This window comes from Paraliobacillus sp. PM-2 (genome assembly GCF_001368815.1).
Lineage (GTDB): Bacteria > Bacillota > Bacilli > Bacillales > Amphibacillaceae > Paraliobacillus.
This window is the reverse complement of sequence record NZ_CTEI01000002.1, coordinates 696,399-721,593: the sequence shown is the minus strand read 5'-3', so window position 1 is coordinate 721,593 and position 25,195 is coordinate 696,399. Positions and strand designations below refer to the sequence as shown.

At 34.0% G+C, this 25,195-nt stretch carries 27 protein-coding genes and 1 riboswitch; of the genes, 20 read left to right on the top strand and 7 right to left on the bottom strand.

The window, feature by feature from the left end; genetic code table 11:
* The first annotated feature begins 66 nt into the window (after window positions 1-66).
* From BN1058_RS12410 to BN1058_RS12370, 10 genes are all read left to right on the top strand, one after another.
* Window positions 67-915 carry a VanW family protein gene (locus BN1058_RS12410; protein ID WP_090858148.1) on the top strand — a complete coding sequence of 283 codons (849 nt, stop codon included), beginning with the start codon at window positions 67-69 and terminating at the stop codon, window positions 913-915.
* A 541-nt stretch (window positions 916-1,456) separates the two neighbouring features.
* Entirely contained in the window at window positions 1,457-1,699 is a 243-nt protein-coding gene (locus BN1058_RS12405; RefSeq protein WP_090858145.1) for a hypothetical protein, read from the top strand.
* A 310-nt stretch (window positions 1,700-2,009) separates the two neighbouring features.
* The gene (locus tag BN1058_RS12400; protein WP_090858142.1) at window positions 2,010-2,561 is read left to right on the top strand and encodes a hypothetical protein; all 552 of its coding nucleotides are present in this window, start codon (window positions 2,010-2,012) and stop codon (window positions 2,559-2,561) included.
* Between the two features lie 102 nt (window positions 2,562-2,663).
* Window positions 2,664-3,032: a hypothetical protein gene (locus tag BN1058_RS12395; RefSeq protein WP_090858139.1), complete on the top strand. Its 369-nt coding sequence runs from the start codon at window positions 2,664-2,666 to the stop codon at window positions 3,030-3,032.
* A gap of 144 nt (window positions 3,033-3,176) precedes the next feature.
* Window positions 3,177-3,746: a histidine phosphatase family protein gene (locus BN1058_RS12390; protein ID WP_090858136.1), complete on the top strand. Its 570-nt coding sequence runs from the start codon at window positions 3,177-3,179 to the stop codon at window positions 3,744-3,746.
* 827 nt (window positions 3,747-4,573) lie between these two features.
* The gene (locus tag BN1058_RS12385) at window positions 4,574-4,936 is read left to right on the top strand and encodes a hypothetical protein (RefSeq protein WP_090858133.1); all 363 of its coding nucleotides are present in this window, start codon (window positions 4,574-4,576) and stop codon (window positions 4,934-4,936) included.
* A 102-nt stretch (window positions 4,937-5,038) separates the two neighbouring features.
* Window positions 5,039-5,197 carry a hypothetical protein gene (locus BN1058_RS14370; protein WP_176694517.1) on the top strand — a complete coding sequence of 53 codons (159 nt, stop codon included), beginning with the start codon at window positions 5,039-5,041 and terminating at the stop codon, window positions 5,195-5,197.
* A gap of 731 nt (window positions 5,198-5,928) precedes the next feature.
* Window positions 5,929-7,725 (top strand): group II intron reverse transcriptase/maturase, encoded by a 1,797-nt coding sequence (gene ltrA / locus BN1058_RS12380; protein WP_090858130.1) that lies wholly within the window; start codon window positions 5,929-5,931, stop codon window positions 7,723-7,725.
* A gap of 227 nt (window positions 7,726-7,952) precedes the next feature.
* Window positions 7,953-8,192, top strand: a complete 240-nt coding sequence (locus BN1058_RS12375; protein ID WP_090858128.1) for a hypothetical protein — start codon at window positions 7,953-7,955, stop codon at window positions 8,190-8,192.
* Window positions 8,193-8,467: 275 nt separating this feature from the next.
* Complete coding sequence (locus BN1058_RS12370; protein WP_090858125.1) at window positions 8,468-9,004, top strand: hypothetical protein; 537 nt, start codon at window positions 8,468-8,470, stop codon at window positions 9,002-9,004.
* Window positions 9,005-9,553: 549 nt separating this feature from the next.
* Here the strand turns inward: BN1058_RS12370 and BN1058_RS12365 are convergent.
* The gene (locus BN1058_RS12365) at window positions 9,554-10,543 is read right to left on the bottom strand and encodes an NAD(P)/FAD-dependent oxidoreductase (protein WP_090858122.1); all 990 of its coding nucleotides are present in this window, start codon (window positions 10,541-10,543) and stop codon (window positions 9,554-9,556) included.
* A gap of 211 nt (window positions 10,544-10,754) precedes the next feature.
* On the opposite strand from BN1058_RS12365, the gene BN1058_RS12360 reads away from it, so the two are divergent.
* Both BN1058_RS12360 and BN1058_RS12355 read left to right on the top strand, forming a co-directional pair.
* The gene (locus BN1058_RS12360; protein WP_090858119.1) at window positions 10,755-11,960 is read left to right on the top strand and encodes an NAD(P)/FAD-dependent oxidoreductase; all 1,206 of its coding nucleotides are present in this window, start codon (window positions 10,755-10,757) and stop codon (window positions 11,958-11,960) included.
* A 73-nt stretch (window positions 11,961-12,033) separates the two neighbouring features.
* The gene (locus tag BN1058_RS12355) at window positions 12,034-12,705 is read left to right on the top strand and encodes a 3D domain-containing protein (protein ID WP_090858117.1); all 672 of its coding nucleotides are present in this window, start codon (window positions 12,034-12,036) and stop codon (window positions 12,703-12,705) included.
* Window positions 12,706-12,768: 63 nt separating this feature from the next.
* Here BN1058_RS12355 and BN1058_RS12350 read toward each other — a convergent pair whose 3' ends face one another.
* The 3 genes from BN1058_RS12350 to deoD all read right to left on the bottom strand — a co-directional run bounded on the left by BN1058_RS12350 (window position 12,769) and on the right by deoD (window position 14,805).
* Complete coding sequence (locus tag BN1058_RS12350; protein ID WP_090858114.1) at window positions 12,769-13,242, bottom strand: divergent PAP2 family protein; 474 nt, start codon at window positions 13,240-13,242, stop codon at window positions 12,769-12,771.
* Window positions 13,243-13,377: 135 nt separating this feature from the next.
* Window positions 13,378-13,980, bottom strand: coding sequence for a biotin transporter BioY (locus tag BN1058_RS12345; RefSeq protein WP_090858111.1), 603 nt, complete (start codon window positions 13,978-13,980; stop codon window positions 13,378-13,380).
* Between the two features lie 117 nt (window positions 13,981-14,097).
* Window positions 14,098-14,805, bottom strand: coding sequence for a purine-nucleoside phosphorylase (gene deoD / locus BN1058_RS12340; RefSeq protein ID WP_090858108.1), 708 nt, complete (start codon window positions 14,803-14,805; stop codon window positions 14,098-14,100).
* Window positions 14,806-15,107: 302 nt separating this feature from the next.
* On the opposite strand from deoD, the gene BN1058_RS12335 reads away from it, so the two are divergent.
* The 4 genes from BN1058_RS12335 to BN1058_RS12320 all read left to right on the top strand — a co-directional run bounded on the left by BN1058_RS12335 (window position 15,108) and on the right by BN1058_RS12320 (window position 17,902).
* Window positions 15,108-15,371 carry a phosphocarrier protein HPr gene (locus tag BN1058_RS12335; RefSeq protein WP_090858105.1) on the top strand — a complete coding sequence of 88 codons (264 nt, stop codon included), beginning with the start codon at window positions 15,108-15,110 and terminating at the stop codon, window positions 15,369-15,371.
* A gap of 116 nt (window positions 15,372-15,487) precedes the next feature.
* Window positions 15,488-15,979, top strand: a complete 492-nt coding sequence (locus BN1058_RS12330; RefSeq protein WP_090858100.1) for a cation:proton antiporter regulatory subunit — start codon at window positions 15,488-15,490, stop codon at window positions 15,977-15,979.
* Window positions 15,980-15,982: 3 nt separating this feature from the next.
* The gene (locus BN1058_RS12325) at window positions 15,983-17,188 is read left to right on the top strand and encodes a cation:proton antiporter (protein ID WP_090858097.1); all 1,206 of its coding nucleotides are present in this window, start codon (window positions 15,983-15,985) and stop codon (window positions 17,186-17,188) included.
* Window positions 17,189-17,329: 141 nt separating this feature from the next.
* The gene (locus tag BN1058_RS12320) at window positions 17,330-17,902 is read left to right on the top strand and encodes a superoxide dismutase family protein (protein WP_090858094.1); all 573 of its coding nucleotides are present in this window, start codon (window positions 17,330-17,332) and stop codon (window positions 17,900-17,902) included.
* A gap of 104 nt (window positions 17,903-18,006) precedes the next feature.
* On the opposite strand, the gene BN1058_RS12315 is transcribed toward BN1058_RS12320, so the two are convergent.
* Window positions 18,007-19,179 (bottom strand): MalY/PatB family protein, encoded by a 1,173-nt coding sequence (locus BN1058_RS12315; RefSeq protein ID WP_090858092.1) that lies wholly within the window; start codon window positions 19,177-19,179, stop codon window positions 18,007-18,009.
* Between the two features lie 366 nt (window positions 19,180-19,545).
* Between BN1058_RS12315 and yugI the strand changes: the two genes are divergently transcribed.
* The gene (gene yugI, locus BN1058_RS12310; protein ID WP_090858089.1) at window positions 19,546-19,935 is read left to right on the top strand and encodes a S1 domain-containing post-transcriptional regulator GSP13; all 390 of its coding nucleotides are present in this window, start codon (window positions 19,546-19,548) and stop codon (window positions 19,933-19,935) included.
* Window positions 19,936-20,112: 177 nt separating this feature from the next.
* On the opposite strand, the gene BN1058_RS12305 is transcribed toward yugI, so the two are convergent.
* Entirely contained in the window at window positions 20,113-20,352 is a 240-nt protein-coding gene (locus tag BN1058_RS12305) for a DUF378 domain-containing protein (RefSeq protein WP_090858086.1), read from the bottom strand.
* Window positions 20,353-20,550: 198 nt separating this feature from the next.
* Between BN1058_RS12305 and BN1058_RS12300 the strand changes: the two genes are divergently transcribed.
* Window positions 20,551-21,897 carry a glucose-6-phosphate isomerase gene (locus BN1058_RS12300; protein WP_090858083.1) on the top strand — a complete coding sequence of 449 codons (1,347 nt, stop codon included), beginning with the start codon at window positions 20,551-20,553 and terminating at the stop codon, window positions 21,895-21,897.
* 46 nt (window positions 21,898-21,943) lie between these two features.
* On the opposite strand, the gene BN1058_RS12295 is transcribed toward BN1058_RS12300, so the two are convergent.
* The gene (locus BN1058_RS12295) at window positions 21,944-22,945 is read right to left on the bottom strand and encodes a potassium channel family protein (RefSeq protein ID WP_090858080.1); all 1,002 of its coding nucleotides are present in this window, start codon (window positions 22,943-22,945) and stop codon (window positions 21,944-21,946) included.
* 200 nt (window positions 22,946-23,145) lie between these two features.
* On the opposite strand from BN1058_RS12295, the gene BN1058_RS12290 reads away from it, so the two are divergent.
* Both BN1058_RS12290 and BN1058_RS12285 read left to right on the top strand, forming a co-directional pair.
* Window positions 23,146-24,204 carry a M20/M25/M40 family metallo-hydrolase gene (locus BN1058_RS12290; RefSeq protein WP_090858077.1) on the top strand — a complete coding sequence of 353 codons (1,059 nt, stop codon included), beginning with the start codon at window positions 23,146-23,148 and terminating at the stop codon, window positions 24,202-24,204.
* 98 nt (window positions 24,205-24,302) lie between these two features.
* A riboswitch (FMN riboswitch) is annotated at window positions 24,303-24,438 on the top strand.
* Window positions 24,439-24,598: 160 nt separating this feature from the next.
* A complete protein-coding gene (locus BN1058_RS12285; RefSeq protein WP_090858074.1) occupies window positions 24,599-25,171 on the top strand; it encodes an ECF transporter S component in 573 nt (190 codons plus the stop codon).
* The last annotated feature ends 24 nt before the right edge of the window (window positions 25,172-25,195 follow it).

The following is a 25,195-nucleotide window of genomic DNA, read 5'->3' as shown; positions in this document are numbered from 1 at the left end:
GCAGGATTCAATTCATACTGTTTATCAGACTAATGGGCAGTGTTGTGGAATAAAAGGAGGGTTATTATGCATTGGAACTGGGAAGATTCAGAAAAGATAAAACCTCTAAGAAGAAGTAAATTAAGAATATATCTTGGAACAAAATACTATCGAACTAAGAGGAGAATTGAATGGTACATAGATAACAAGAAATATGCCTCAACCATTGACAAAAAAATGTACCCCTTTCAAATAAAAAAACATAAATCAATCTTACGAAGGCAGCTAAAAGATGTTGAAATGTGGTATCAAGAGAATAAGATTGTTAATTTAAGAATCGCAATAAACAAAGTGAATGGAATCATCATTCATCCAGGGGAAACTTTTTCCTATTGGAAACTTATTGGTCAAACTTCTAAGAGAAAAGGCTACAAAAAGGGAATGCTGCTCCACTATGGTACTTTTAAATCAGGCACAGGTGGTGGATTGTGTCAGCTATCAAATTTAATTTATTGGATTACTCTCCACACACCACTAACAGTAATAGAACGACATCGCCACAGTTACGATGTATTTCCTGATTCTAAACGAACTCAACCCTTTGGTAGTGGAGCCACATGTGCTTATAATTATTTAGATTTGCAAATATTAAATAGAACAAACAATACTTATCAGCTCTGCTTATATTTGACTGAAACACATTTGGTAGGAGAGTGGCGTGCAATTAACCCTGAAACTATGACATATGAAGTATATGAAAAAGACCATAGAATTACGCATGAACATTGGGGCGGCTATGTAAGACATAACACTATTTATAGAAAAGTTTGTAACGGTCAAGGAGAGCAAATAGATGATGAGTATATTACTGAAAATCATGCTCTAATGATGTATAACCCTCTACTTGCTTATGAAGGTGAAGAGCATATTCTCTGACAAGCATTATGAAACAAAGGGAAATTGATATTTAAGTAACGGGTGAGAAACCCTAGCAAAGTTTTATTAAGGAAAAATGGCTGTTTATGGTGAAATTTTATAAAAGGATGTGCCAACTAATAATGGAGTTAATAGAAAATTTTTTATTGTTTTTTTTACCGTTGGGATCTAATATGGTTTAGTTCTACAAATCCAACAGTCGTTAATTATTGATAAGAATGCAAAAATTCCTAAAAACCGAAGAAGAATGCTTGGTAATTACCTGACTTGTTTTTCAATCGCAGGCTTTTTAGTATCTTATATTTTTAATGCATTGGTTTATTTTAAATTTATTCCTTCACAAATAGTCACAAGTGACAGCACAATTATTAGCTGTCTTTTATTCCTTTTTATGTTTTTTATCTCAAAGTTCGTAATAACACCTAAAAATTATAATCAAAAAAAGCTATCGATTTTAAGTAATGAGTACAAGAACCTTGTATGTTTTAAAAGATCGGGATTCAGAAAAAAGCAATTATAAAAACAGAAGGAGAGAACACATATGACAATTCTATTTGTAATAATAGGGTCAGTTGTATCAGTTTTTATGTCTTCAATTTTTCTAAGTCCAATAATACAAACCAAAACAGGAACGGAAATTATCCTCTTTTCAATACTTCTGGTGTTAGCAGGCTTCTTCCTTTATTATTTTGATCCGAATAATTCAGCAGGTTTAATCGGATTTAGTTTAGTAATATTTGGCTTGGTGACTGGTGTTTCAAGTTTTGTATTTAAAAGAAATTAATAGGCATTTACTTTTTTGAAAGAGAACAAACAAAACAGGGAAATTCAAACCTAACAATAGAAGAAATAAATGAGAGTGTTGATGCTCATCTAAATAATGACTATGAAGATATGTATAAAGATGCTTCAAAATGACTTTCACTGCTCTGCTCTAACGATTTAAAGCATTAACAATCTAGTTATTATTAATACGTGCTTTAGTTAAAAAAGGAATTGCTGTTGTCACAGCTCGCAATTTCTAGCTTATTGAACTAACGAGGCAGGATAGTGTAACAGATGAAAGGGGTGTAAGTTTGTACAGAAGGTTTTTATTGGCTTCATTTATATTACTTGTAATGAGTGCTTGTACGTCTAATGGAACATTGGATACTGGAAATCTTGAAGTAGAACAAGAGGATATCAATACCACATATGTACCAGTGGAAAAGGAAATTGCTGAAGAAGCGATACCTTTTGAGATGGAATATCCATCATATTTTCCTTTTAGGAACGAAGAAACAAAGGTGTTTATAACTGGATGGAAAAACAGTAAGGAAAGAGTTGTAGCATCCATCAGATATCCTTCAGTAGAGGAAGATGATAAGTGGCAAGAAGGTTCTATTGTTCAACCAGCAATACCAAATGTAAATTACACTGTCGCAAATTTTGATAGATATTACAGTAAGTATTCTGATTTAAATGAATACAAGGAAATCGAAATTAAAAATGGTATCACAGGTTTGTTTAAGATAAACGAAGAAATGAATGGTGCAGAATTACATTGGTTTAAGGACAAGAGGGAATATAATTTGTCACTAATGTATTTTAGTGAAGATGTTGAGGAATTAAAAACAGAGCTGGTGAAAATTGCTGATTCGATTTAAATCTTCGTCAACAAACGGGGGTGTATCTACAATAAGCAGATACGCTGTTTCTCTATTAAGGCAGGTTAAGGAACAGGGGAACTGATTTATTAGGGGGATTTTATGCGGAAATATGTATTATTGATGATTTGTTTAATGTTACTATCAGCTTGTTCATCAGAAGACGATGTTGATTTCGACAAAACTATGATAATTACTGGGAAGGTAATTCAAAAAGATGAAAAGAGAGAAGAAGATCGTGTTAAATATTATATAGAGGTATTGACAATAATTGACCAAACCAAAGAGAGTATTATGCTTGAAGTTGAAAATAGGAATGTATGGAACCTAATACTTAAAGACGATGTTTATAGAATTTCGTTTGATACTAAAGATGGTCAAGGATATGAAGTCAATAGTCCAATAATTTCAATAAAAACAGTAGGAGCATATGATAAAACATTTCAAGAAAACTTAAATGATATAAACTAAATAACTAATATTGAAGCATGTTCCTTATTGCATTAACGGAGAGCGATAGTTACACAAGCATTTACTTTGGATATGGTGCGAAACCAGCTAAATGTTACATAACAAAATAGGTAGTGTATTTTATAATATAAAGGAGTAGCATTAATGAAGCTATACTTTATTAGACATGGACAAACAGCATGGAATTTAGAAGGTAAAATACAGGGAAGTAAAGACGTTGCGCTTAATTCTAAGGGTATTATACAAGCTGAACAATTAAGTGAAAAAATAGTAGAGTCTAATTACAAAATCTCAAAAATATATTCAAGCCAGCAAAAAAGAGCAATTAAAACAGCAGAAATATTAAGTGAATCTATTAACACTGAATATATTGTAGTAAACGGGTTAGAAGAAGTGAATTTGGGTGAATGGGAAGGGCTTACCTGGGAAAAAGCACAAGAAAAATACCCTTTAGCATTTGATGAATGGTTTAATAATCGTAGGTACACTAAACCTCCACAGGGAGAATCTTATCAAGATATGTTGAACCGTGTTTTAATTACATTACAAGTAATAGTAAATAATAATACCGAAGATGTTGCAATTGTCAAACATAGTGCAGTTATTATGACTTTACAATGTTACATCACAAATACTCCATTTGAAGATATGACAAGATTTAAAACAGATAATACTTCAATTACAGAAATAGACAGTGAGTTAATATGTTTATAAGTAACTTGTGAATAATTACACTTAAGCTATCGGAGACTTTGGCTTAACAAGCTGTTACAGCCATTGTTGTACTAACGGGCAGTAGAGTTAAACATTTTGTGAATTAAAAACGTGAATTTCAGGAGGAAACATTATGTGGATTGGCATATTTATATTTGGATTACTTTATTTACTGATGGGTTTTATTATTGCTACTGATAGAATGAAACAAAGTAAATTGGGGCAGGTAATGAATTGTATAGTCTTATCTTTGTCGTTTTTTACAATATCATATTTTATGTATCTTATACCTTAAACAAAAGGAGGGAATTTATCCGCTAAAAAAGGGTTAAGTACTACCTATTATATAGGGGACCCGTCTAAGAAAACGGGTGTTTATAGAAGAGATGAAATAGGTGATAAAGAAAATTGGAACAAGGATGTAGCCCTTATTGTGTTAAGGAAGTAGGATTGTTTAAGATGAGAACGAAATAATTAGTGAGGTGATACTGATGAACAGAAGAGGTATCGGTTTGGTTTTTGTGCAATTGCAGCTTTTTTGTTTTCTGTAAGATACGTAACTGGCGCCCTTTATAGTATTAGTGGAATGGGGGGATTTGGCTCATATGGCCCTGGAACTTTTCAAGATCTTTGGCTCAATTCTACTGGAACGCTTCCGTTAATATTAAGCATTATTTCTTTAATTATTGGTGTTGTTTACTTAGTTAGGTCGGAAACAGAAAATAAATAAACTACATTATTATTAATAGTATGGTGAATGGGGGGGACTAACATCATATTGCACTAAAGGAGCAGAAGAGTTTAACAACGAAAAATAGAATATAGTAATGAAACAAAATGAGGTTGGGGGTGTTATTATCTTAAACAGAATATCTGTTGTGGGTATAGTTGGTGGAATATCAGCAATGATTTTATGGGTTAATTTCACCTATATCAATCCTTATAACAATCCTACAATAGCAGGTCCATTGCCTTATCCATTTTTCTTATTGTTTATTCCAGCGTGTTTAGCAATCTTTTCATCTTTAAAAAGAAATCAGAAGTGGATGTTTGTTGCTTTTTTATGGTCATTACCTATGAGTTTATTTATGATTGCCATGCCAGATATTTTCTCAATTTATGGTGTTATTAGTGTTTTTTATCTTGTCAGTTTTCTTTTAATTCGTTTTAAAGGTAGACGTATTGTATAAAATTAACTTTCCACTAACGGGAGCTTTAGTGGAACAAGAAGCTGTTGATGATTGCTTATTGAACTAAAGAGCAGGTTAATTGAATAAAAAGGAGGGGAATATATGTCGGTTACAATGATTATCGCTACTTTTGTAGTAGGACTAATAATGTTAATCCTTGGTTTAGTTATAAAGAATAAATGGTTGAAAATTTTATCACTTATTCCATTTGCAATATTTTTATTTGCGTTAATACGTCTTCTAGGATTTTTATTTCACTAACAGTTATTAAACAAACGGGGTGCCGCTCGACAAGTTCTGCTATAAGCGCTTTAAGTGTGAAAGGCAGAAGATAAACATATTTTATCTTAACTTTATAACCGAGAATGGGAATGATAGATCCATGTTTCTTGAAACCATTCCGTCAATACTCCTGCATGCGTCTTGGCTGACAGGTCAAGGGGTTTGAAGTACAGGTAGATTCGGCAAAACGAAGGCTGAAGCCATTCCTTCGGAAAAGGTATGCCAACGGATATGCCGCACGGCTGAAAAACTAGATATGGTGAGAATTGTTCTACTGCAAAAGAACTGACGAATAACCGAAGGTAAGGGTCTAAAGTTTAGAACATAAGGAAACTTATGGACCATCCAACGATGGTGTGAGTGGTGTAGAGTAAAAATGCACCCTATGAAACACGCTATACCGAACAATTGGCGGTATCCAGCTCACAGGCTTAAAGGTTACACCTACGTTTAGAATAGATAGCTAGGTTATAAGGGACTTGGAAAACAAGGAACGTTGCAACAGGGACTGTCATCCTAAACGGTTGCTATAAGGTAAAACGAAATGCATTTATCCTTGTGAGGGTAGGGGCATGACTGATGAACCTCTTGTAATGAGAGTGGAAGAATAGCCCCAAGTCTAACAATATAAAACAATTATTTTCCAAAAGTGTATTGCACCGATCGGGTAGGAACGTGGGAACATCAACTCCAAAAGGAGTGATGCCACAGTGCAAGCTTTAAGGTATTGGGATTACTACGGCATGACCGAAACATTTACGAAATTATATAATGAATCATCCGAACAAAAGTCTTTTTCACAACTGTACGATATTATAACATCTAGAGAAAATATATTACTGTCCTATCGGACAGTAAAGTCTAATAAAGGTTCTAACACTTCGGGTACTGATGGAAAAACCATAAAGGATATTCAAAAGCTATCTGATGATGAACTTGTCGAAGAAGTTAGAAGCAAGTTGAAGCATTATCATCCTAAGAAGGTAAGAAGGAAGCTTATTGAAAAAGAAAATGGTAAATCGAGACCACTAGGAATACCTTGCATAATAGATAGAATCATTCAACAATGTTTTAGGCAAGTTCTTGAACCTATTGCGGATGCGAGATTTTATAAGCATAGTTACGGATTTAGACCACTTAGGTCTACGCACCATGCAATGGCAAGGGTACAATTTCTTATAAATAAATCGTCGCTACACTATGTAGTTGATATTGATATTCGTGGATTTTTTGATAACATAAATCACACCCTATTAATAAAACAGCTTTGGAACATTGGTATAAAAGACCGTAAGGTTCTAGCTTGTATCTCCAAAATGTTAAAAGCTGAAATTGATGGTGAAGGTATTCCTACCAAGGGTGTACCGCAGGGTGGCCTGTTATCGACATTACTTTCTAATATTGTACTAAACGATCTAGATTATTGGGTAGCTGAACAATGGGAATTCTTCCCCCTTCACAAACCATACAAAACACGAGAAGGTGAGCTTTTAGCAAAGAAGCGAACCGAATTAAAAGAAGGATATCTCGTCCGCTATGCGGACGACTTTAAAATCCTTTGCCGTGATTGGAAAACTGCTCAAAGATGGTTCCATGCTGTAAGAATGTATATAAAACAACGTCTGAGATTAGATATTTCTCCAGAAAAATCACAAGTTATAAATCTGCGAAAACGAGAATCTGAATTTTTAGGATTCACGATTCGTGCGAATCGAAAAGGAAAAAAGAGAGTAGCGCATACAGGAATAAAAGCAAACAAGAAGCGAAAAATCAAGGCTGAGGCTAAAAAACACATTCAAAGAATTAAAGCTTCTCCTACCGCTCAAAACGCAATTCTTTTTAATAGTTTTGTCTTAGGTATTCATAATTATTTTAATCGAGCAACACATGTTAATATCGAGTTTTCACGTCTTGCCTATGAGTTGCAAGCATTTATATATAATCGTCTTAAACCTGTTGGGAAATACGAACATCCTACAAACCCACCACCAACTTATAAAAAGTTTTACAGTTTGGGTTTCAAAACATTTAAAATATCAAATGTGTATCTATTTCCTCTCGCTAATGTAAAAACGAGAAATGCTATGAATTTCAGCCAATCTCTCACACCGTTTACTAGTACGGGAAGAGAAAAGATACAGAAGAAGATTCGTTCAGATATTCAACAGGAGATTTCACAATTAATGAAATCAAAACTTCCGACACGAAGTGTCGAGTATATGGATAATCGAATAAGTCGGTATAGTATGAAAATGGGCAAATGCGAAATTACTGGCATGTTTCTTTCTGCTAGCGAAGTTCATTGCCACCATTACATTCCGTCACATCTCGGGGGAAGCGATAAATTTAACAATTTACGCATTCTTCATAAGGAGATACACAAGTTGATCCATCAAACAGACACAACGACGATTCACAAACTCATAAATAACCTTGGAATCACTGAACCTATGGTTCAGAAGATAAATCAATACCGTAAACAATGCGGTTTAGAACCAAGTATATAATCTCAAATCTATGAGTAACTAGGAACTTATAATTTAGTACATATCTTTAGATGGAACGCGGAGTGCTGGGAAACTAGCACGCTCCGTGTGGAGCAGGGGAAAAGCTGGAGATAACGTCAAATGCTTACCTATTGCTGACTTTAGCATAACAAGCTGTTACTGCTTTTGTTGTGCTAACGGGCAGGATTCTTTAAGATGAGAAAGAACTAATTAGTGAGGTGATACTTATGAACAGAAGAGGTATCGGGTTTGGTTTTTGTGCAATTGCAGCTTTTTTGTTTTCTGTAAGATACGTAACTGGCGCCCTTTATAGTATTAGTGGGATAGGGGTTTCTGGCTCATATGGTCCTGGAACTTTTCAAGATGATTGGCTCAATTCTACTGGAACGCTTCCGTTAATATTAAGCATTATTTCTTTAATTATTGGTGTGGTTTACTTAGTTGGGGCGGAAACAGAAAATAAATAAGCTACATTATTATTAAGCTAACGGGATGCTTTAGTGGAACAGCAGTAGTATCGGTTTTTAACAAAATAAAGAAAATAGTCCAAGAAGTTTACTGGATTTTTATATTAAGGCATTTTTATAAGATAAGGGGGAGAAGTTTTGAATAAAAACAAAGATAGAAACCTTTATTTAAATATGATTTTAGTAAACAAGGGGTTGTCGATTGCGAAGTTCCTGTTACGTTAAAGAAGCAGAAGAGTTGAATAAGAGATATTGATACAAGGGGAAGAGAGATTATGAAAAAATTATATTTAGTTTTAGTAATCGTAGTGATGTTAGTCTTCATATTTAATTACCTGAATAGTTCATTTTACCGAAATGGTAACGACGAGGAATCGATTATCAAAACAATCAAATCGTTAGATTTATTTGAGAATTCTTCAATAGAGATTATAGATATAAAGGATGTAGGTGATGAAAGATTAGTTGCATTTTTAAGCAATAACAATCCAGCCTATTCTCACTTTGAAAAAGATAAATCAGGTAATTATGGTTGGAAGTCTGCTGAAAAAAGAGGAGGCGCCCTTTCTCACTTTTTAATCCCATTAAGTAAAGATATGGATGATGGATATACTAATTTAATTTTCCTCACAATTACAACTAAAGATAACAAAATTTCGAAAATGGAGTTAGGTGCTAATGAACACATATTCGTTAAAGAGTTTAAATTAAATAAAAATTCTGCAATTTGGACAGAGCTACCTAAAGAGAAAGAAATTACGTTTAAATATAAATATTACAATATGGATGGGAAGTTAATTAAAGACAATTAGCCATTATGGAAATGATCGGAAATGCAGCTTTAGTTTTTGTAAACGAGCAGCATTCCTTTAAAAAATAAACCGAGCTTGTGAAGATTTGTACTTATAGTAACGGATAGCGTTAGTTTAACAGATTAAACTGACGAAGCAAGAAAAGGTAGGAAACAGATGGAAAAAATTAAGGTTCTTTTATTATCACAAATTACATTACTCTACATTGGCTATATACGCCCTTACTTAGCATCATAGGAAGTATTAAATGATAAAAATAGTTACTTCTCTTTATTCTAAAGAAAAGATTGATTATTCCATTAACCGATGGCAAGTGTTCAAAAAGGACAGTCGCTTCTTGTATTAACTGACAGGATTATTGAACAATAAATATATTTTTTTAGGGAGAAATTTCATTGAGTAAAAAAGATATGTTTTACTTGGTTTGTTAGGTCTACGTTACATAGTATCCTGTGGTTGTGATTCATCATTGAAAGCAAAAAGAGAAGTCACCTAGTTATTTCGTGACTTCTCTTTATCTATATATTCACATTGAAAACATAAATGAATTTACTCAAACATACTGGTCGAATGCTTCGGTTGCACGCGCGCATCTGGTTCGATATATGCCTTCGCATTATTAATTGCGGTAGGCCCTTCACCAAATCCAGTGGCGATTAAATTTACTTTTCCAGGATAGGTACTAATATCTCCTGCTGCATATATTCCTTCGATCGATGTTTCCATTTTCGTATTGACAACGATACTATTTTTTTCGATCTCCATGCCCCAGCCTTTAATGGGACCTAAAGAGGAAATGAAGCCGTAGTTTACAATGACGTCATCTACATCAATGGTAACCACATTCTCTCCTTTTACTTCGCTTACTTTAACTTGTTCAATTTCATCAGCACCAACAAAAGATTCTGGTACATAAGGCGTTAATATTCGAACGTTTGAGTTCATTAGTTTTTCTACACTATGTTCATGGGCACGGAACTTATCGCGACGGTGAACAAGGGTTACTTCTTTTGCGATTGGCTCTAGCATTAATGCCCAATCAACAGCAGAGTCGCCACCACCAAATAATACGACACGCTTATCTTTGAATTGCATCATATTATCAACAAAATAATGTAAGTTGCGACTTTCATATGCTTCCGCTTCTTTAAGCGATAATTTACGTGGCTGAAATGCTCCGTTACCAGCTGTGATGATAACCGTTTTGGTATAATGCACGTCCGTATTTGTTGTTAATTGGAATGTGCCGTCTTCTAGGCGTTCCACTTCTTGTATTTCTTGATTTAAAGCAATAGCAGGATCGAACATATCCAATTGTTCTTTTAAATTATTTACGAGATCTTGTGCTCTTACTTTTGGAAATCCTGCGACATCATAAATATATTTTTCAGGATATAAGGCGCTTAGTTGTCCGCCAATATGTGGTAAACTTTCAATTATTTTAACACTAGCTTGTCTTAGACCACCATAAAATGCAGTGAATAGCCCGGTTGGTCCAGCGCCAATGATCGTTATATCGTAAACGTTCTGATCACTCATTCTTATTTCCTCCTAATTCGACGTGTGCTTCAGTTGATAACCAACATTTTAACATACTTTTCAGTAAAAGTAGTACTGTTAGATGGTTAAAAAAGATTGCTTGAAAAAAAGTAAAAAACCCCCTAAGATTAATTTAGAGATAAATCGTACAATTTTGTGACTATTTTTGTGAACAAATGAACGTGACAATGAAAAGGACGGAAGTGATCGTGTGGGGAAACCATCAATATTAATCCTAGGTGCAGGCTATGCAGGTATTACAACAGCAATTATGTTGCAGAAAAAACTGCATAAATCAGAAGCAACAATTACATTAATAAATAAACATGCATATCATTATCAAACAACTTGGCTACATGAAAGCGCAGCTGGAACTTTGTCAGATCATCAAACAAAAATTCCAATAGAAACAATTATTGATACAAATAAAATCGAATTTATTGTAGATACCGTAACTAAACTAAAAACAAAAGAACAACGTGTTCATTTGAAAAAGCATGGTGATATCACATATGATTATCTTGTTGTAGCTCTAGGATTTGAAACGAAAACATATAATATACCTGGTATAAATGATTATGCACATACCATAAATAGTGTAGATAAAGCCGGCATTTTACGTCAACAATTGGAGAAAAAACTTGCTTCTTATAGAAAGCTGCAAGAAAATCAGCCTTTTACTATTGTGATTGGTGGTGGTGGTTTTACTGGAGTGGAATACTTAGGTGAATTGACTGATCAATTACCAACAATACTTGAGAAATACCAATTAAATGAACAAGATGTAAAAGTGCTTGCTATTGAAAAAGAACAATCCGTTATGCCTGGTTTTGATTTAGAATTAGGGGAATATGCGATGCAAGTGTTAGAAAATAAAGGTGTATCGTTTTATTTAGGTGCAGCGGTAAAGAGTGTTTATGCCGATTATATTGTTGTGGAAAAGAATGGATTAACAGAGGAGATTCCGGCATCTATTTTTATTTGGTCGGCAGGTGTACGAGCAAATCATCTAATTGAACAATCAGATATCGATCATGTGAATGGAAGTGTAGAAGTAACGGATGATTTACGCGCGCCTAACAGTGATAACGTGTTTGTGATTGGTGATTGCACGATCATTCGTTCAGGGGATAATAATCAAATTATTCCTTCTACAGCGCAATTAGCGATACAACAAGGTAAAGTTTGCGCTAAGAACATTGAAAATTTAATTAAACAGAATTCAAGTACATTGTTCTCTTTTATGTATAAACAACATGGATTAATTGCTTCCTTAGGAAAAAAAGATGCTATAGGTGTCTTATTTAATAATAGAAAGGTTTTTGGAAAAGAGGCGGCTCTTTTAAAACGAATTAATGAAAATCGAGTACTTCATCAAATTGGTGGCTTACCATTGCTTTGGAGGCGAAGGAAATAGCAATTAAGCATAAGTAGGTATAATTTTTTGTTAGAATGGAAAAGCTTACACCCAGAAAGAGGTGTAAGTAAAAATGTTATATTTAAAACGCATTTGTATGAGTATTCTTTTTTTAACAGCTTTTTATACAACGATTGTAGTAGTAACCAATATGTCAGCCCAAGAGATAGTAGCTGGATTTAATCATGCAGAACAAGTGAACGAACATAAAGTAGAGAAACAGCCTGGGAAGCAGTTATCTGAAAAGCAAGTAAAGACAAAAGAGATGGAGCAACGTTATATCTCTAGTGAAGAAATTGAAGCTCCGGAACGTTTGGAAGACGTGATTGATTTAGAATCATATCCATCACATACAGTAATGGCAACAGGATATACGGCTGGGGTAGAATCAACTGGGAAAACGCCGGATCACCCACAATATGGAATAACGTATTCTGGTGTGCAGGTAACAAGGGATTTATATTCAACGGTTGCAGCGGATTTGTCCGTTTTTCCTATTGGAACTATTTTATTTATACCAGACTATGGTTATGGTGTAGTTGCGGATAAGGGTGGAGCAATTAAAGGGAACAAAATTGATTTATATTATCCTACCGTTCGAGATGTTTATGAAAAATGGGGTAAAAAAGAGACATTAGTCTATGTCATTAAGCAAGGAAACGGGAAATTAACAGAAAAAGCATTGTCACAATTAAATGAAACAGAAGCTTTGCAAGTATTTAGAGATCAAATAAAAGAAAGCTAACATCATGATGTTAGCTTTCTTTTTTATAAGCAAAAAATAATAATTAATGTTAGGTAAACCTCTTTAAAATAGAGGATATATTGTTAACGCAAGAAAAATTCCGGTCAATCCTCCGAAAAAAACTTCAATGGGTTGGTGCCCAAGTAATTCTTTTAGTTCTTCTTTCTTTTGGTATTCTTCTTTTTTAGACCAAACTTTTGCTTCTTCAATAAAATAAGTAAAATCCTTAACAAGCATATTCAAGATAATCGCTTGTTCACCTGCTTGTCTCCTTATACCAGTAGCATCAAACATGATAATAATACTGAACACACAAGAGACAGCGAACAGCCCAGAACCTACTCCGTGTTCTATACCAATACCCGTAGTTACAGCAGTTACAGCGGCAGAGTGGCTACTCGGCATTCCACCTGTGCTAAATGCAAGACCTGGTTTAAACTCTTTCATTGCAATAAGATGAATAGGTATTTTTATTATTTGTGCGAATACAATTGAAATAAGTGCTGCCCATAGTGGAAAATTTTCAAACAAGCTCAAGCGACGTTCATCCTTTCTACTTCATTGAAACAATGATCAATGACTTTAAAACTTATTAGTCATTATAACATAGCTACAATAAGAAAAGAAAAAGCTTCGCTTAATTTTGTAATGAATCCTTAAAATGTTACATAGTTAATTACTTATTATGTCATTTTTAATGATTGAATTGGGTAATCGATTAGCTATTTTAACAAGTAACGTAGCTGCGACAACTGCTAGGATGATATCTTTTATTAGAAATGGCGTCATGCTTGCCCATGCCGCGACATAGGGAATAGATAATTCTAACCAACTGTTCATAGCTAAGTGCATGTAATTCACACCAATAAGATAGTTAACAGCTACGCCTACAACGGAAATAAAAAAGGCGTTTGTTAATTTTAATGTGTTTTGTTTTTCTACTAACCAACCAGTAATAAAAGCAACGAAAATAAAACTTAATATAAATCCGCCAGTATAATCAAATAAAGTAAAAAGACCAGCACGCATATTGGCAAAGACTGGCACACCTGCAAAACCAATCAATGTGTAAGCAGTTAAAGAAAGAAAGGCTAATCTCTTGCCTAAAAAGAGTCCTGCGCAAATAGCAAAAAAAGTTTGTAACGATAATGGTACAGAAACACCGCCTATGGGTATTGCCAAAAATGGAAACCAAACAGCAATATTAGCTCCGATCATCATTAAACAGATAAAAATAGCTCCATAAGTTAGTTCTCTTGCAGATATTTTTTTCATATTTATCCCCCCTGAAGGAATAATAAAAGAATCCAGTTTTAATGTCAACATATAAAATAATAAAGTTAACATTATGCATGAAAAATAAGCCCTTTAAAAGGACTTATTACGAAATTTTTATTTAATTGCAGCGTCAAGTGCAACAACAATCATATCATTAAATGTTGTTTGTCTTTCTTCCGCAGTTGTTTCTTCTCCAGTAAGAATATGATCAGATACAGTTAATACAGATAATGCTTGACGATCATATTTAGCCGCTAAGGTGTATAAAGCAGTTGTTTCCATTTCGATAGCTAATACATTGTATTTAGCTAATAGTTCATGTAATTCTGCTCCATTATCACGATAGAACGCATCACTTGTAAATACATTACCAACACGAAGATCTAACCCTTTTTCACTACCTATATCATAAGCATTTTTTAGTAGTTCAAAATTTGCTGTAGGTGCGTAATCAATGTTGCCAAAAGTAACGCGATTCATTTGTGAGTCAGTTGTAGAAGTAGATGCAAGAATTACATCACGAACATTTACGTCTTTTTGAATTGCACCACATGTTCCGACGCGGATTAGTTTTTGTACATCATAACTTTGAATTAATTCATTGACATAGATAGAAATAGAAGGAATACCCATACCAGTACCTTGTACAGATATTTTTTCTCCTTTATATGTACCTGTATAGCCATACATGCCTCGCACTTCGTTATAACAAGTTACATCTTCTAAGAATGTTTCTGCAATGTATTTTGCACGCAAGGGGTCACCCGGTAATAAGATTTTATCAGCAATTTCACCTTTTTTTGCTCCAATATGTACACTCATTTTGTATCCTCCTACTATTTTTTAGATGTTACTCTTTGTATAAGTATTGTATTTTTATGTCTATAAAATACATCCATACTTAAAGAGGTAGAACAACTTAATCATAACGTACCATATTCAGTTTTTGAATACAAATGTTATTATTTTATCAAGGTGAAATCGTTTCAAAAGTTTACTTGTTTTACTTTATTCTTCTTGTACTTTCGTATATAATATGTTTAGTTAGACATTTCACAACTAATGATAATAGAGATAGTTTGATGTGAAATGCAATAGGTATTGAATGAATGGAGGAAAAAGAATTGAAAGAACAAAAATTTACAATTACAGATGATACAGGTATTCATGCAAGACCGGCTACACTATTAGTAAATAAAGCAGGTCAATTTGAATCACATGTAGAATTACACTATAATGGTAAAGCAGTTAATCTGAAATCTATTATGGGTGTTATGTCATTAGGTGTGCCTAAAGGTGCTGAAGTTACGGTTACTGTTGATGGTACAGATGAAGAGCAAGCAATTGAAGGTATTGCTGAAACAATTAAAGAGCACTTAGGTGAATAATTAAAGAAGCTAGATATTTCTAGCTTTTTTATTTTACTTTGCAGACAATACATATATTGGAATTATGTTATGCTATATAAAAAATAATGTAAATGAATTAAGTAGAGGTGTTTAATATGAATGTTTCCGTTTCCCAATTACCAGGAATAGGACAGAAAATAGCACTACAAACTGCTGAAGATAGTATGTTAGTTGTCATTGTCCATCATACAGGTAAAAGAGAACTTTATTTTTTTAATGATGTAGATAGTGATGAAGCTGATTTTGCAATGGATTTAACTGCAGATGAAACACGAGAATTAGGAGCCCAATTACTAGGGGCAACCTATCAACCTGTCAATACAAATCAATTAAAAATGTTTAAAAAGCAAATTGTAATTGATTACATTACTTTAACAGAAAAATCATCCATTGCTTATCAAACAATTGAAGATTCTGAAGTTAGAAATAAAACCGGTACAACGATTATTGGTATTGTACAAGGGGATGAAATGGTTGCTATCCCTGAAGCAGATCGAATCTTAGAACCTGGTGATGTATTAATGGCAATTGGAAAGAAAGATCAAATTGCTATGCTAGAAGCGGTGTGTAAAGGAGAGGATGAGTAAACATTGCTGAATGATTTACCTTCTTTATTAGTAGCTGGAATCATTTTGCTCGGTATTTTTTATTTAGGTTTTGTTAGTATTAAAATAAATTTCCCAAGTGTTATCTTGTATATTTTATTTGGTGTTTTGTTAGCGGATTTCTTAACGCATAATGAACTATTACACTTTGCAAGTGAAATTGGCATTGTTCTGTTATTCTTCCTCTTAGGTCTGGAGTTTAGCTTAAGTCGATTGGGTAATATTGCAAAAAAAATATGGCCAACTGGTTTACTAGATGTTGGTTTATCAATGGGTGTCGCAACGTTAATTGCACTTAGTTTTGGTATGGGATTTTTTGAATCCTTTCTTGTTGGTGGAGTAGCATATGCAACAAGCTCATCTATTACAGCTAAATTATTAGATGATAAAAGTAGAATGGCTAACGCTGAAACTGAGTTTATGCTAGCTATTTTAATTTTTGAGGATTTGGTCGCTCCGATTATTATTGCGGTATTAATTGGATTACAAGCAGGCGGTGGCTCATTTGCACCAGCTGATTTATTGTGGATTTTGTTGAAAGTAGTAGGCTTAATCGGATTAGCGATATTACTTGGAAAGACAGTATTTAAGAAATTCGAAAAATTATTAGCGAAAATTGATGATGAAGATTTTAAAATTACGCTATTAGTAGGAATTGCGATTACTTTTGGCGGTTTAGCACTTTTACTAGGTTTATCTGAAGTTTTAGGTGCATTTTTAGCTGGGATGATGCTTGCGGAAATGGGTAAAATTGAACGTGTAGAGCATGCGGTTGTACCTGTTCGTAATCTTTTACTACCAACTTTTTTCTTATCATTTGGAACGTCAATTGAATTAGGAGAAGGCTTTCCAATGCCACTACTTTTACTATCGTTACTCGTGTGGTCAATGGTTGCGAAGATACTTGTTGGAGTAATTGGTGGAAGATGGTACGGGTTATCCAAAAGGGTATCTCTTCGTGCTGGCTTATCTTTATGTGCTAGAGGAGAATTTTCAGTTGTGATAGCGAATGTAGCGACAGGTGTGACACAAATTTTGAGTGGGATTTACATTGTAGCAGCCGCTTTTCTAGGTATGGTATTGTTTGAATATGCTCCGAAAATAACAAATAAAGTCTATGGAAAGCCACCAGTAAAAAAGAAAAACCTCCGTGTTCCTACCGGTTCAAATGATAAGCATAACGTTAATTAAATTAATAAATACAAAACATATATCATAAGATATGAAATTAATCCTTCCTTTTTTTCCATTTGACTTTACGCAAAAATGATTAATACGAAAACTTTTTGGCTATCCTTTAGATAAAATATATACAAATAAAGGGGTAGGCATATGAGATTTATCGTACTAATGATTAGTTTGCTGTTCTTAGTTTCTTGTCAACAAAATGATTATTCTCCATTAAAAGTATCGTTATATAATCAATCCAATGATCCGGTTGGAACTGCTACATTTACAGAAGAAGCGAATGGTGTAGCGGTAAAAGTTTCCGTAGAAGGATTAACGCCAGGTTTACATGGTATACACATCCATGAATATGCAAAATGTGAAGCGCCAGATTTTAAGTCTGCTGGAAGTCATTACAATCCAGGAGGAAACAAACATGGCTTAATGTATCCGGATGGTGCACACCTTGGCGATATGCCCAATTTAGAGGTAGGAGCGGACGGGACTACTGAGGCTGAATTTGAGCTTGCTGAAGCTACTTTATCTGAGGGGCAATATTCTTTGCTTCAAGAAGATGGTACTTCTATTATTGTTCATGAAAAACAAGATGATGGTGTTAGCCAGCCATCAGGGAATGCTGGAGAGCGAGTCGTTTGTGGCAAAATCACATTGGATGAAGCAAAGGAAGATATGCAACCTACAGATCCAACAGAAACGGATAAGAAAGAAGAAGAGTAAAGTATCTTTAGTAACTTTAAATGTGGATTTTAAATTCGAATGTATGTATAAAATCATAATCAGGTGGAAGGCACTGATCTTTCACCTGATTATAACTGTCTTACTTAGTTCAAATCATCTAATGCAGCAATAATTTTGTCTAGTCCTTCTTGGACATAAGCGGTCGGACTAGCAATATTCATGCGCATGAACCCATTTCCTTCTTCACCAAAAGAAATGCCATCATTTAGTCCTACCTTGGCTTTTTCCTGCATGAATTTTTTCAATTCTGCTTGTCCTAGTTTCATATTTGTGCAATCTAACCAGATTAAATAAGTTCCTTCAGGTTGAATGGCAGTAATTTCATCACGGTCTGCAAGCGTATCTACTACAAGATCTCTATTTCGCTCTAATAGCTGTATGAGTTGATCTAGCCATTCTTTTCCTTCTGTATAGGCAGCCTCTATTGCACTAATACCAAGTGTGTTTATATGATTCATTCCATATTTTCTGAATGCTTTGTTCATAGCCTTGCGTCGTTTTTCATTTGGAATAATGACGTATGATACTTGTAAACCAGCTATATTAAATGTTTTTGTAGGTGATAAACAAGTAATCGTTTGTTGATTGACCTCTTCCGATAGCGAGCTAATTGGAATATGCTTATGACCCGGGTAAATTAGGTCAGCATGTATTTCATCTGACAAAATGGTCACATCATATTGCAAGCATAACTTTGCAAGCTGTTCGAGTTCTTCCTTCGTCCAAACTCTTCCCACTGGATTATGTGGATTACAAAGAATGAATGCACTTACTCCTTGTTTGAATGAATGCTCTAAATCCTCGAAATCAATCGTATAGTATTGACCATCATAAATTAATGGATTCGTTACTAGTTCTCGATCATGCGTTTTAACAATATCAAAAAATGGAGGATAAACAGGTGTTTGTATCACAATTTTATCACCGGGGTTTGTCTGAGTTAAAACAGCCATATGTAAAGTTGGAATGACACCAGGACTATATACAACCCAATTCGTATCTGTTTCCCATTGATGTTGCGTAAGTATCCACTGTTTGACATGTTCATTTATTTCGTCGTCTGTTATGGTATAGCCGAAAATTCCATGGTCTACTCGGTTCTTTAACGCTTGTTTAATCCCTTCTGCAATGGTTAAATCCATATCTGCAACCCACATTGGTTGGACATCATCTGCTCCGTATAGTGTTCTCACCATATCCCATTTCGCAGAACGCGTATTTTTTCTATTAGGAAAATCTTCAAAAAGTGATGACATTGATTTGTTTCCTCCTAATCATTTGTTTGACTTTTTATAATATTCAGCATTATAACATGTTTTTACATAAACTTCGATGTATATCCTTCTATATATTTTAGGTGTAGTTAAACCTAAAGGTCTACACGTAAAAAAAGACAAAAAAATAAGCAAAGCATAAATGCTTTGCTTTTACAGGGGGAATACGAGAAAGTCTTACTTATTACAGTAATAGTATTACCGATTTTTTATTCTTTAAACATCTTTTTTAAAAAAATTGTGTTAGTTTTAAAAAGTATGTTAAAATTAATAATTGTGTATTAAGTAGATATAATTTTTGTGTAAATATCTCATTCGATCATGAATAAAATAGTAGGAGTTGTTAGTATGTCAGAAAAGTTTACTGTAGGGCAAATTGTAGAAGGAAAAGTAACTGGAGTACAATCATATGGTGCATTTGTAGCATTAGATAACGAAGTGCAGGGTTTAGTCCATATTTCAGAGGTTACACACGGCTTTGTCAAAGATATTAATGAATTTTTATCAGTTGGTGATGACGTAAAAGTAAAAATCTTATCTGTAGATGAAACAAATAATAAATATGCTTTATCTATTCGAGCTACAGAAGAAGCACCTAAACAAGAAGCTAAACCTCAATCAAAACCAAAACAACAAGTTAAAACACAGAAAGAAGAGACTGGTTTTAACACGTTAAAAGACAAATTAAACGAATGGATTGAGCAATCAGAAGAACGTTCTAAGTCTTTTCATAAATAAGAAATAAGAAGAAAAAGCCTTTTAGCTGATTTATTAGCTAGAAGGCTTGCTTTTTTTAAAAAAGATTGAAATGTAAATTTTTTTATAAATGATCAATATAGTCAAAAATTAAAGTGAATGTTTATAACCCAGACAATTTATCTATGCAAAAAACCTTGTGATGGATAACGTTGTCTATTATTTTTCGGGTTGTGGTGTTCTATTGGAAGCCATTTCTTCGGCGGGTTTGAACAATAAAGAGATGCAAACCAAACCACTAATGCCCACTAAAGTAAAAATAATTCTAGCGAAAGCACCACTTTGTTCTCCACCACCAAATATAGCTGCTACTAAATCAAATTGAAATAAACCAATAAGCCCCCAGTTGATTGCCCCAACAATAACTAGCAATAGAGTAATTCGTTGTATAGCGTTCAATTTCTTAACCTCCTTTTTCACTTTAGTTATAGCTTAACTATAATTTGAAGAAATATGTATTTCTGTTTGAACTTTTTAATTTATAGGATATAATTTCGGTATTTTAGTTATGGTTTTTTATTTTTGTGACTTGATTTACATCACATGTTTAGGTACATTTATAATAGGAATCTCTTACTTTAAAATGGAGGGTATTAAATGACACATGTACGTTTTGAATATGATAAGGCTCTAACATTCTTTGGGGAGCATGAATTAACTTATTTAAAAGAACCTGTTAAATTAGCACATGATATGATACATAATAAAACAGGAGCGGGTAATGATTTCTTAGGTTGGGTTGATTTACCGACCAATTATGACAAAGAAGAATTTGCTCGAATTAAAAAAGCTGCTGAAAAAATAAAATCTGATTCAGATGTTTTATTAGTCATTGGTATTGGAGGTTCTTATTTAGGTGCAAGAGCTGCTTTAGAAATGCTTAACCATTCTTTTTATAATGCATTATCTAAAGAAAAACGTGATACACCACAAATTATTTTTGTAGGAAATAGCATTAGTTCCACTTATATGAAAGAGTTATTCGATTTATTGGAAGATAAAGATGTGTCGATTAATGTTATCTCAAAAAGTGGGACAACAACAGAACCTGCATTAGCTTTCCGTATTTATCGTAAGTTCTTAGAAGAAAAATATGGAGTGGAAGAAGCAAAAGGACGTATTTATGCAACAACAGATAAAGCGAAGGGTGCGTTAAAAACATTAGCAACAGAAGAAGGATATGAATCGTTTGTTATTCCTGATGATGTTGGTGGACGTTATTCTGTTTTAACTGCTGTTGGTTTGCTTCCAATCGCTGCAAGTGGTATAGATATTGATGCTATGATGGAAGGTGCACAAAAAGCACAAGAGGAATTAAGTGAATCAGATATCGATCAAAACCCTGCATACCAATATGCAGCAGTGCGAAATGTTTTGTATAACAAAGGGAAAACAATTGAAATGTTGATTAATTATGAACCAGCACTGCAATATTTTGCTGAATGGTGGAAACAGTTGTTTGGTGAAAGTGAAGGAAAAGATTACAAAGGCATATATCCTTCTTCTGCTAACTTTTCTACTGATTTACATTCATTAGGTCAATATGTACAAGAAGGACGAAGAGATATTTTTGAAACAGTTCTTCATGTGGAAACACCAAAATATGATCTTACGATTGAAGAAGATGCGCAAGATCTTGATGGATTAAATTACCTTGCTGGTGAAACAGTTGATTTTGTTAATGAAAAAGCATATCAAGGAACAATGCTTGCTCACACAGATGGTCAAGTTCCTAATCTGATTTTACATCTGCCTAAGTTAGATGCGTATACATTCGGTTATGTCGTGTATTTCTTTGAAAAAGCATGTGCAATAAGTGGATACTTACTAGGAGTTAATCCATTTGATCAACCAGGGGTAGAAGCATATAAGAAAAATATGTTTGCATTACTGGGCAAACCAGGTTTTGAAAAAGAAAAAGAAGAACTAGAAAAAAGATTATAAATACAAAGAAGGTACTCTTTTATTAGAGTACCTTCTTTCTTCCTGATTACGACATTGGATTCAACAAAAGTAACTGATCGTCTTTTTCTAAGTGAGTATGAAAGGATGGATTAATCATTATGTCATCTTGTCTGATAATGCCTATTAACAAACGCTCTGCTGAAACATAAGAAGTAGACGCTTCTAAAAATGTTTGTCCAACCAGATTTGTAGGTATCTTAATGGAAGAGAACTGTTGTGTTGCAAGGATTTGTAATAAGAATTCAAATGGCTCTTCGGTGGAAACACGAAAAATTTCTTGGAAAAAAAGTGTTCCCATGAAATCATTGGATCGAATGACTGTCGTAGCTCCTGCCCTTTTCGCATTCGAAACCTGTTCTTTTGTTAAAATTTCTGTTACGACATGAATATCAGGGTTATTTCCTTTTATTGCAACTGTTGTTAAAATACTTGTTTGGTCTGCCTGTTGCTCTTTTTTTGCAGGGTCAGCAGTAATAATTGCATAAGCTGCGTTTTTAATATTAGCTTTTTGTAAGGTCTCATCAGAAGTTGGATCTCCTCGAACAAAATGACAAGCATGTTCTTTATGAGAGAATTGTTTTAAAGAATGATCAATTAATACAAACGGCTCTTTCTTGTGATAGGTTTGCATCATGTCTAATAGCTGACGTGTTCGCTCGTTCCACCCAATAAAAATAATGTGATTTTTACCTTTAAAAGCTGTATTTCCTTTAGCCATTTCTTCTTCTCGTTTAATCGTAGCGGACGAAACAGTTGCCATATAAAAAGTAACCAGTCCTCCACCTGCTAAAATTAATAAAATGCCAATTACTTTTCCAAGAGGACTTAAAGGGACAAAATCACCATAACCAACTGTCGATCCAGTGACAAATGCCCACCAGATACCTTCAAATACACTTGGGAAATGAGCAGGTTCTATTAAATGAATGATAAATCCAAATAGAAACATTAAGATACTTACCGTTAAGAGTAGGCGAATGAAAACTGGTAACCGAAAATAAAATGTCATAAACTTATATAAGTACATGTATTCTCTCTCCTTGTTTAATTAATTAGGAAGATCATTCGTTCACACAAAATGTTTATGTTTTTAGGGTTTTATGTTGACTCATGTCAAGAACTGTGAGGTATAAGCTACTAGAAAAAACTTTATATGGTACTTCTTACATGTAGTATTGCCGGAAAATTTGATATGATGTTAATAGACTATTTAGGAGGTCATACATAATGGAAACAAAGCGACAAGCATTTTTATTAGAACTATTGCAAACCCCTTCACCATCAAGTTATGAGATGGAAATTCAAAAAAAGTGGATAAAAGATGTACAATCTTTTGCTGATGAGATTATTACTGACAATGCAGGAAACGCTATCGGTGTTTTAAATAAAGAAGCACCTTTTAAAATTTTATTAGCAGGTCATTGTGATGAAATTGCACTCATTATAAATCGAATAGATGAACAAGGTTATCTATTCGTTGAAAAAATGGGTGGAATAAATCCAAAAGCAGCTATTGGAATGAAAGTTACCATTCTTGGTTATGGCAAGACAATTACTGGAGTTATCGGTGTGAATGCACAGCATCATGGTGGAATCAAAGGTGATTTTGAGTTAGAAGATCTGTTTATTGATTGTGGTGCGAATTCAAAAGAAGAAATAGAGAAATTTGTGCAAATTGGTGATTTAGCAGTTTATAAGCGAGAACCAGAAATTTTAATGGACCGTTATGTGTCTGGACGCGGATTGGATAATCGGACCGGTGCGTTTATTGTCGCTGAAGTACTTCGGAGACTTTCCGAGAAGGAAATAAATGTAGGGGTGTATGCAGCAAGCACAGTAAATGAAGAAACAAACATGGGTGGTGCCTATTTTGCTGCTGCTGGTATTGAACCAACGATGGCCCTTGCATGTGATGTAACGTTTGCAACGGATTATCCGAGTGTCAATAAGAAAAAACATGGAGATGTAAAACTAGATGGCGGTCCAGTTTTAGCAAAAGGGGCACCAATTAATCGAAAAATAAATAAACTATTAGAAGATACAGCCAAACGTTTAAATATGAAAGTACAATATGAATTAACACCAAGAATGACTGGAACAGATGCGGATAAGATGCGCTTAACAGGAAAAGGCGTTCCTGTCAGTCTAGTTTCATTGCCATTACGTTATATGCACTCTCCAGTTGAGACAGCAAGTATAAAAGACATAGATGAAGAAATTGAATTATTAGTAGAAATGATTGCTTCCATGACTGGTGACGAGAGTTTGAATCCACTTGAAGATTAGTCAAATATAGAACGTCACAAATTTGTGATAAATTACACATGTAAGGTACTTCACAAAGATTATGTTTCATTGTATAATAGTTTTAAATTAAATATCGATTCTATCTTCGGGGCAGGGTGTAATTCCCGACCGACGGTAACAAGCAATTTGCTTGAAGTCCGTGACCCGCATGTTGCGGTGGATCTGGTGAGAGTCCAGAGCCGACAGTTAAAGTCTGGATGGGAGAAGATACGGAGCAAAAAGGTATATTTATTATGCCTTTATTTCCTAATACATGTAAACTCTAAAGCCCCCACGAGTGGTTTTAGAGTTTTTATTTTGTTAGGAAAGATAGTTGCTCTCCCTTCATCAAAAGTAAGAGTGGAATCGATAAAGATGAAGGAGGAAGATTGCTATGCAATCATCACGTTTATTAAAATTAATTATTATCGCATTATTAGGCACAATTTCTATGGTTTTGCTTTTTGTCAACTTCCCAATACCATTCTTACCACCATATTTAAAAATTGACTTTAGTGAAGTTCCAGCTCTAATCGCTGGTTTGTTATTCACACCGGTGGCAGGGATCTTAGTAGAGGCAATTAAAAACTTACTTTACTTGCTTTATACAGGTGCAGGTGATCCTATTGGCGTTGTAGCTAACTTTATTGCTGGAACAATGTTTATTTATCCAGTAGCATTTCTTTACCATAAATTGAAAGGTAAGAAAAGTATTATTTCTGGTCTTGTTACTGGTACCGTTGTGATGGCGCTTGGAATGAGTGTATTAAATTATCTTGTGATTTTACCTGCATATAGTTGGTTTATGGGATGGGAAACGATGAGTAGTGGAGTGAAATTTGCTACTGTTTTAGGTGGAGTATTACCATTTAATCTTATTAAAGGCGTTATTTTGACTGCTTTATTTGTCCCACTATTTGTTAAATTAAAACCATGGATTGATCAAAAAAGCATTTCATTTCGTTAATTAAATGTTATAGAATATAAAAAA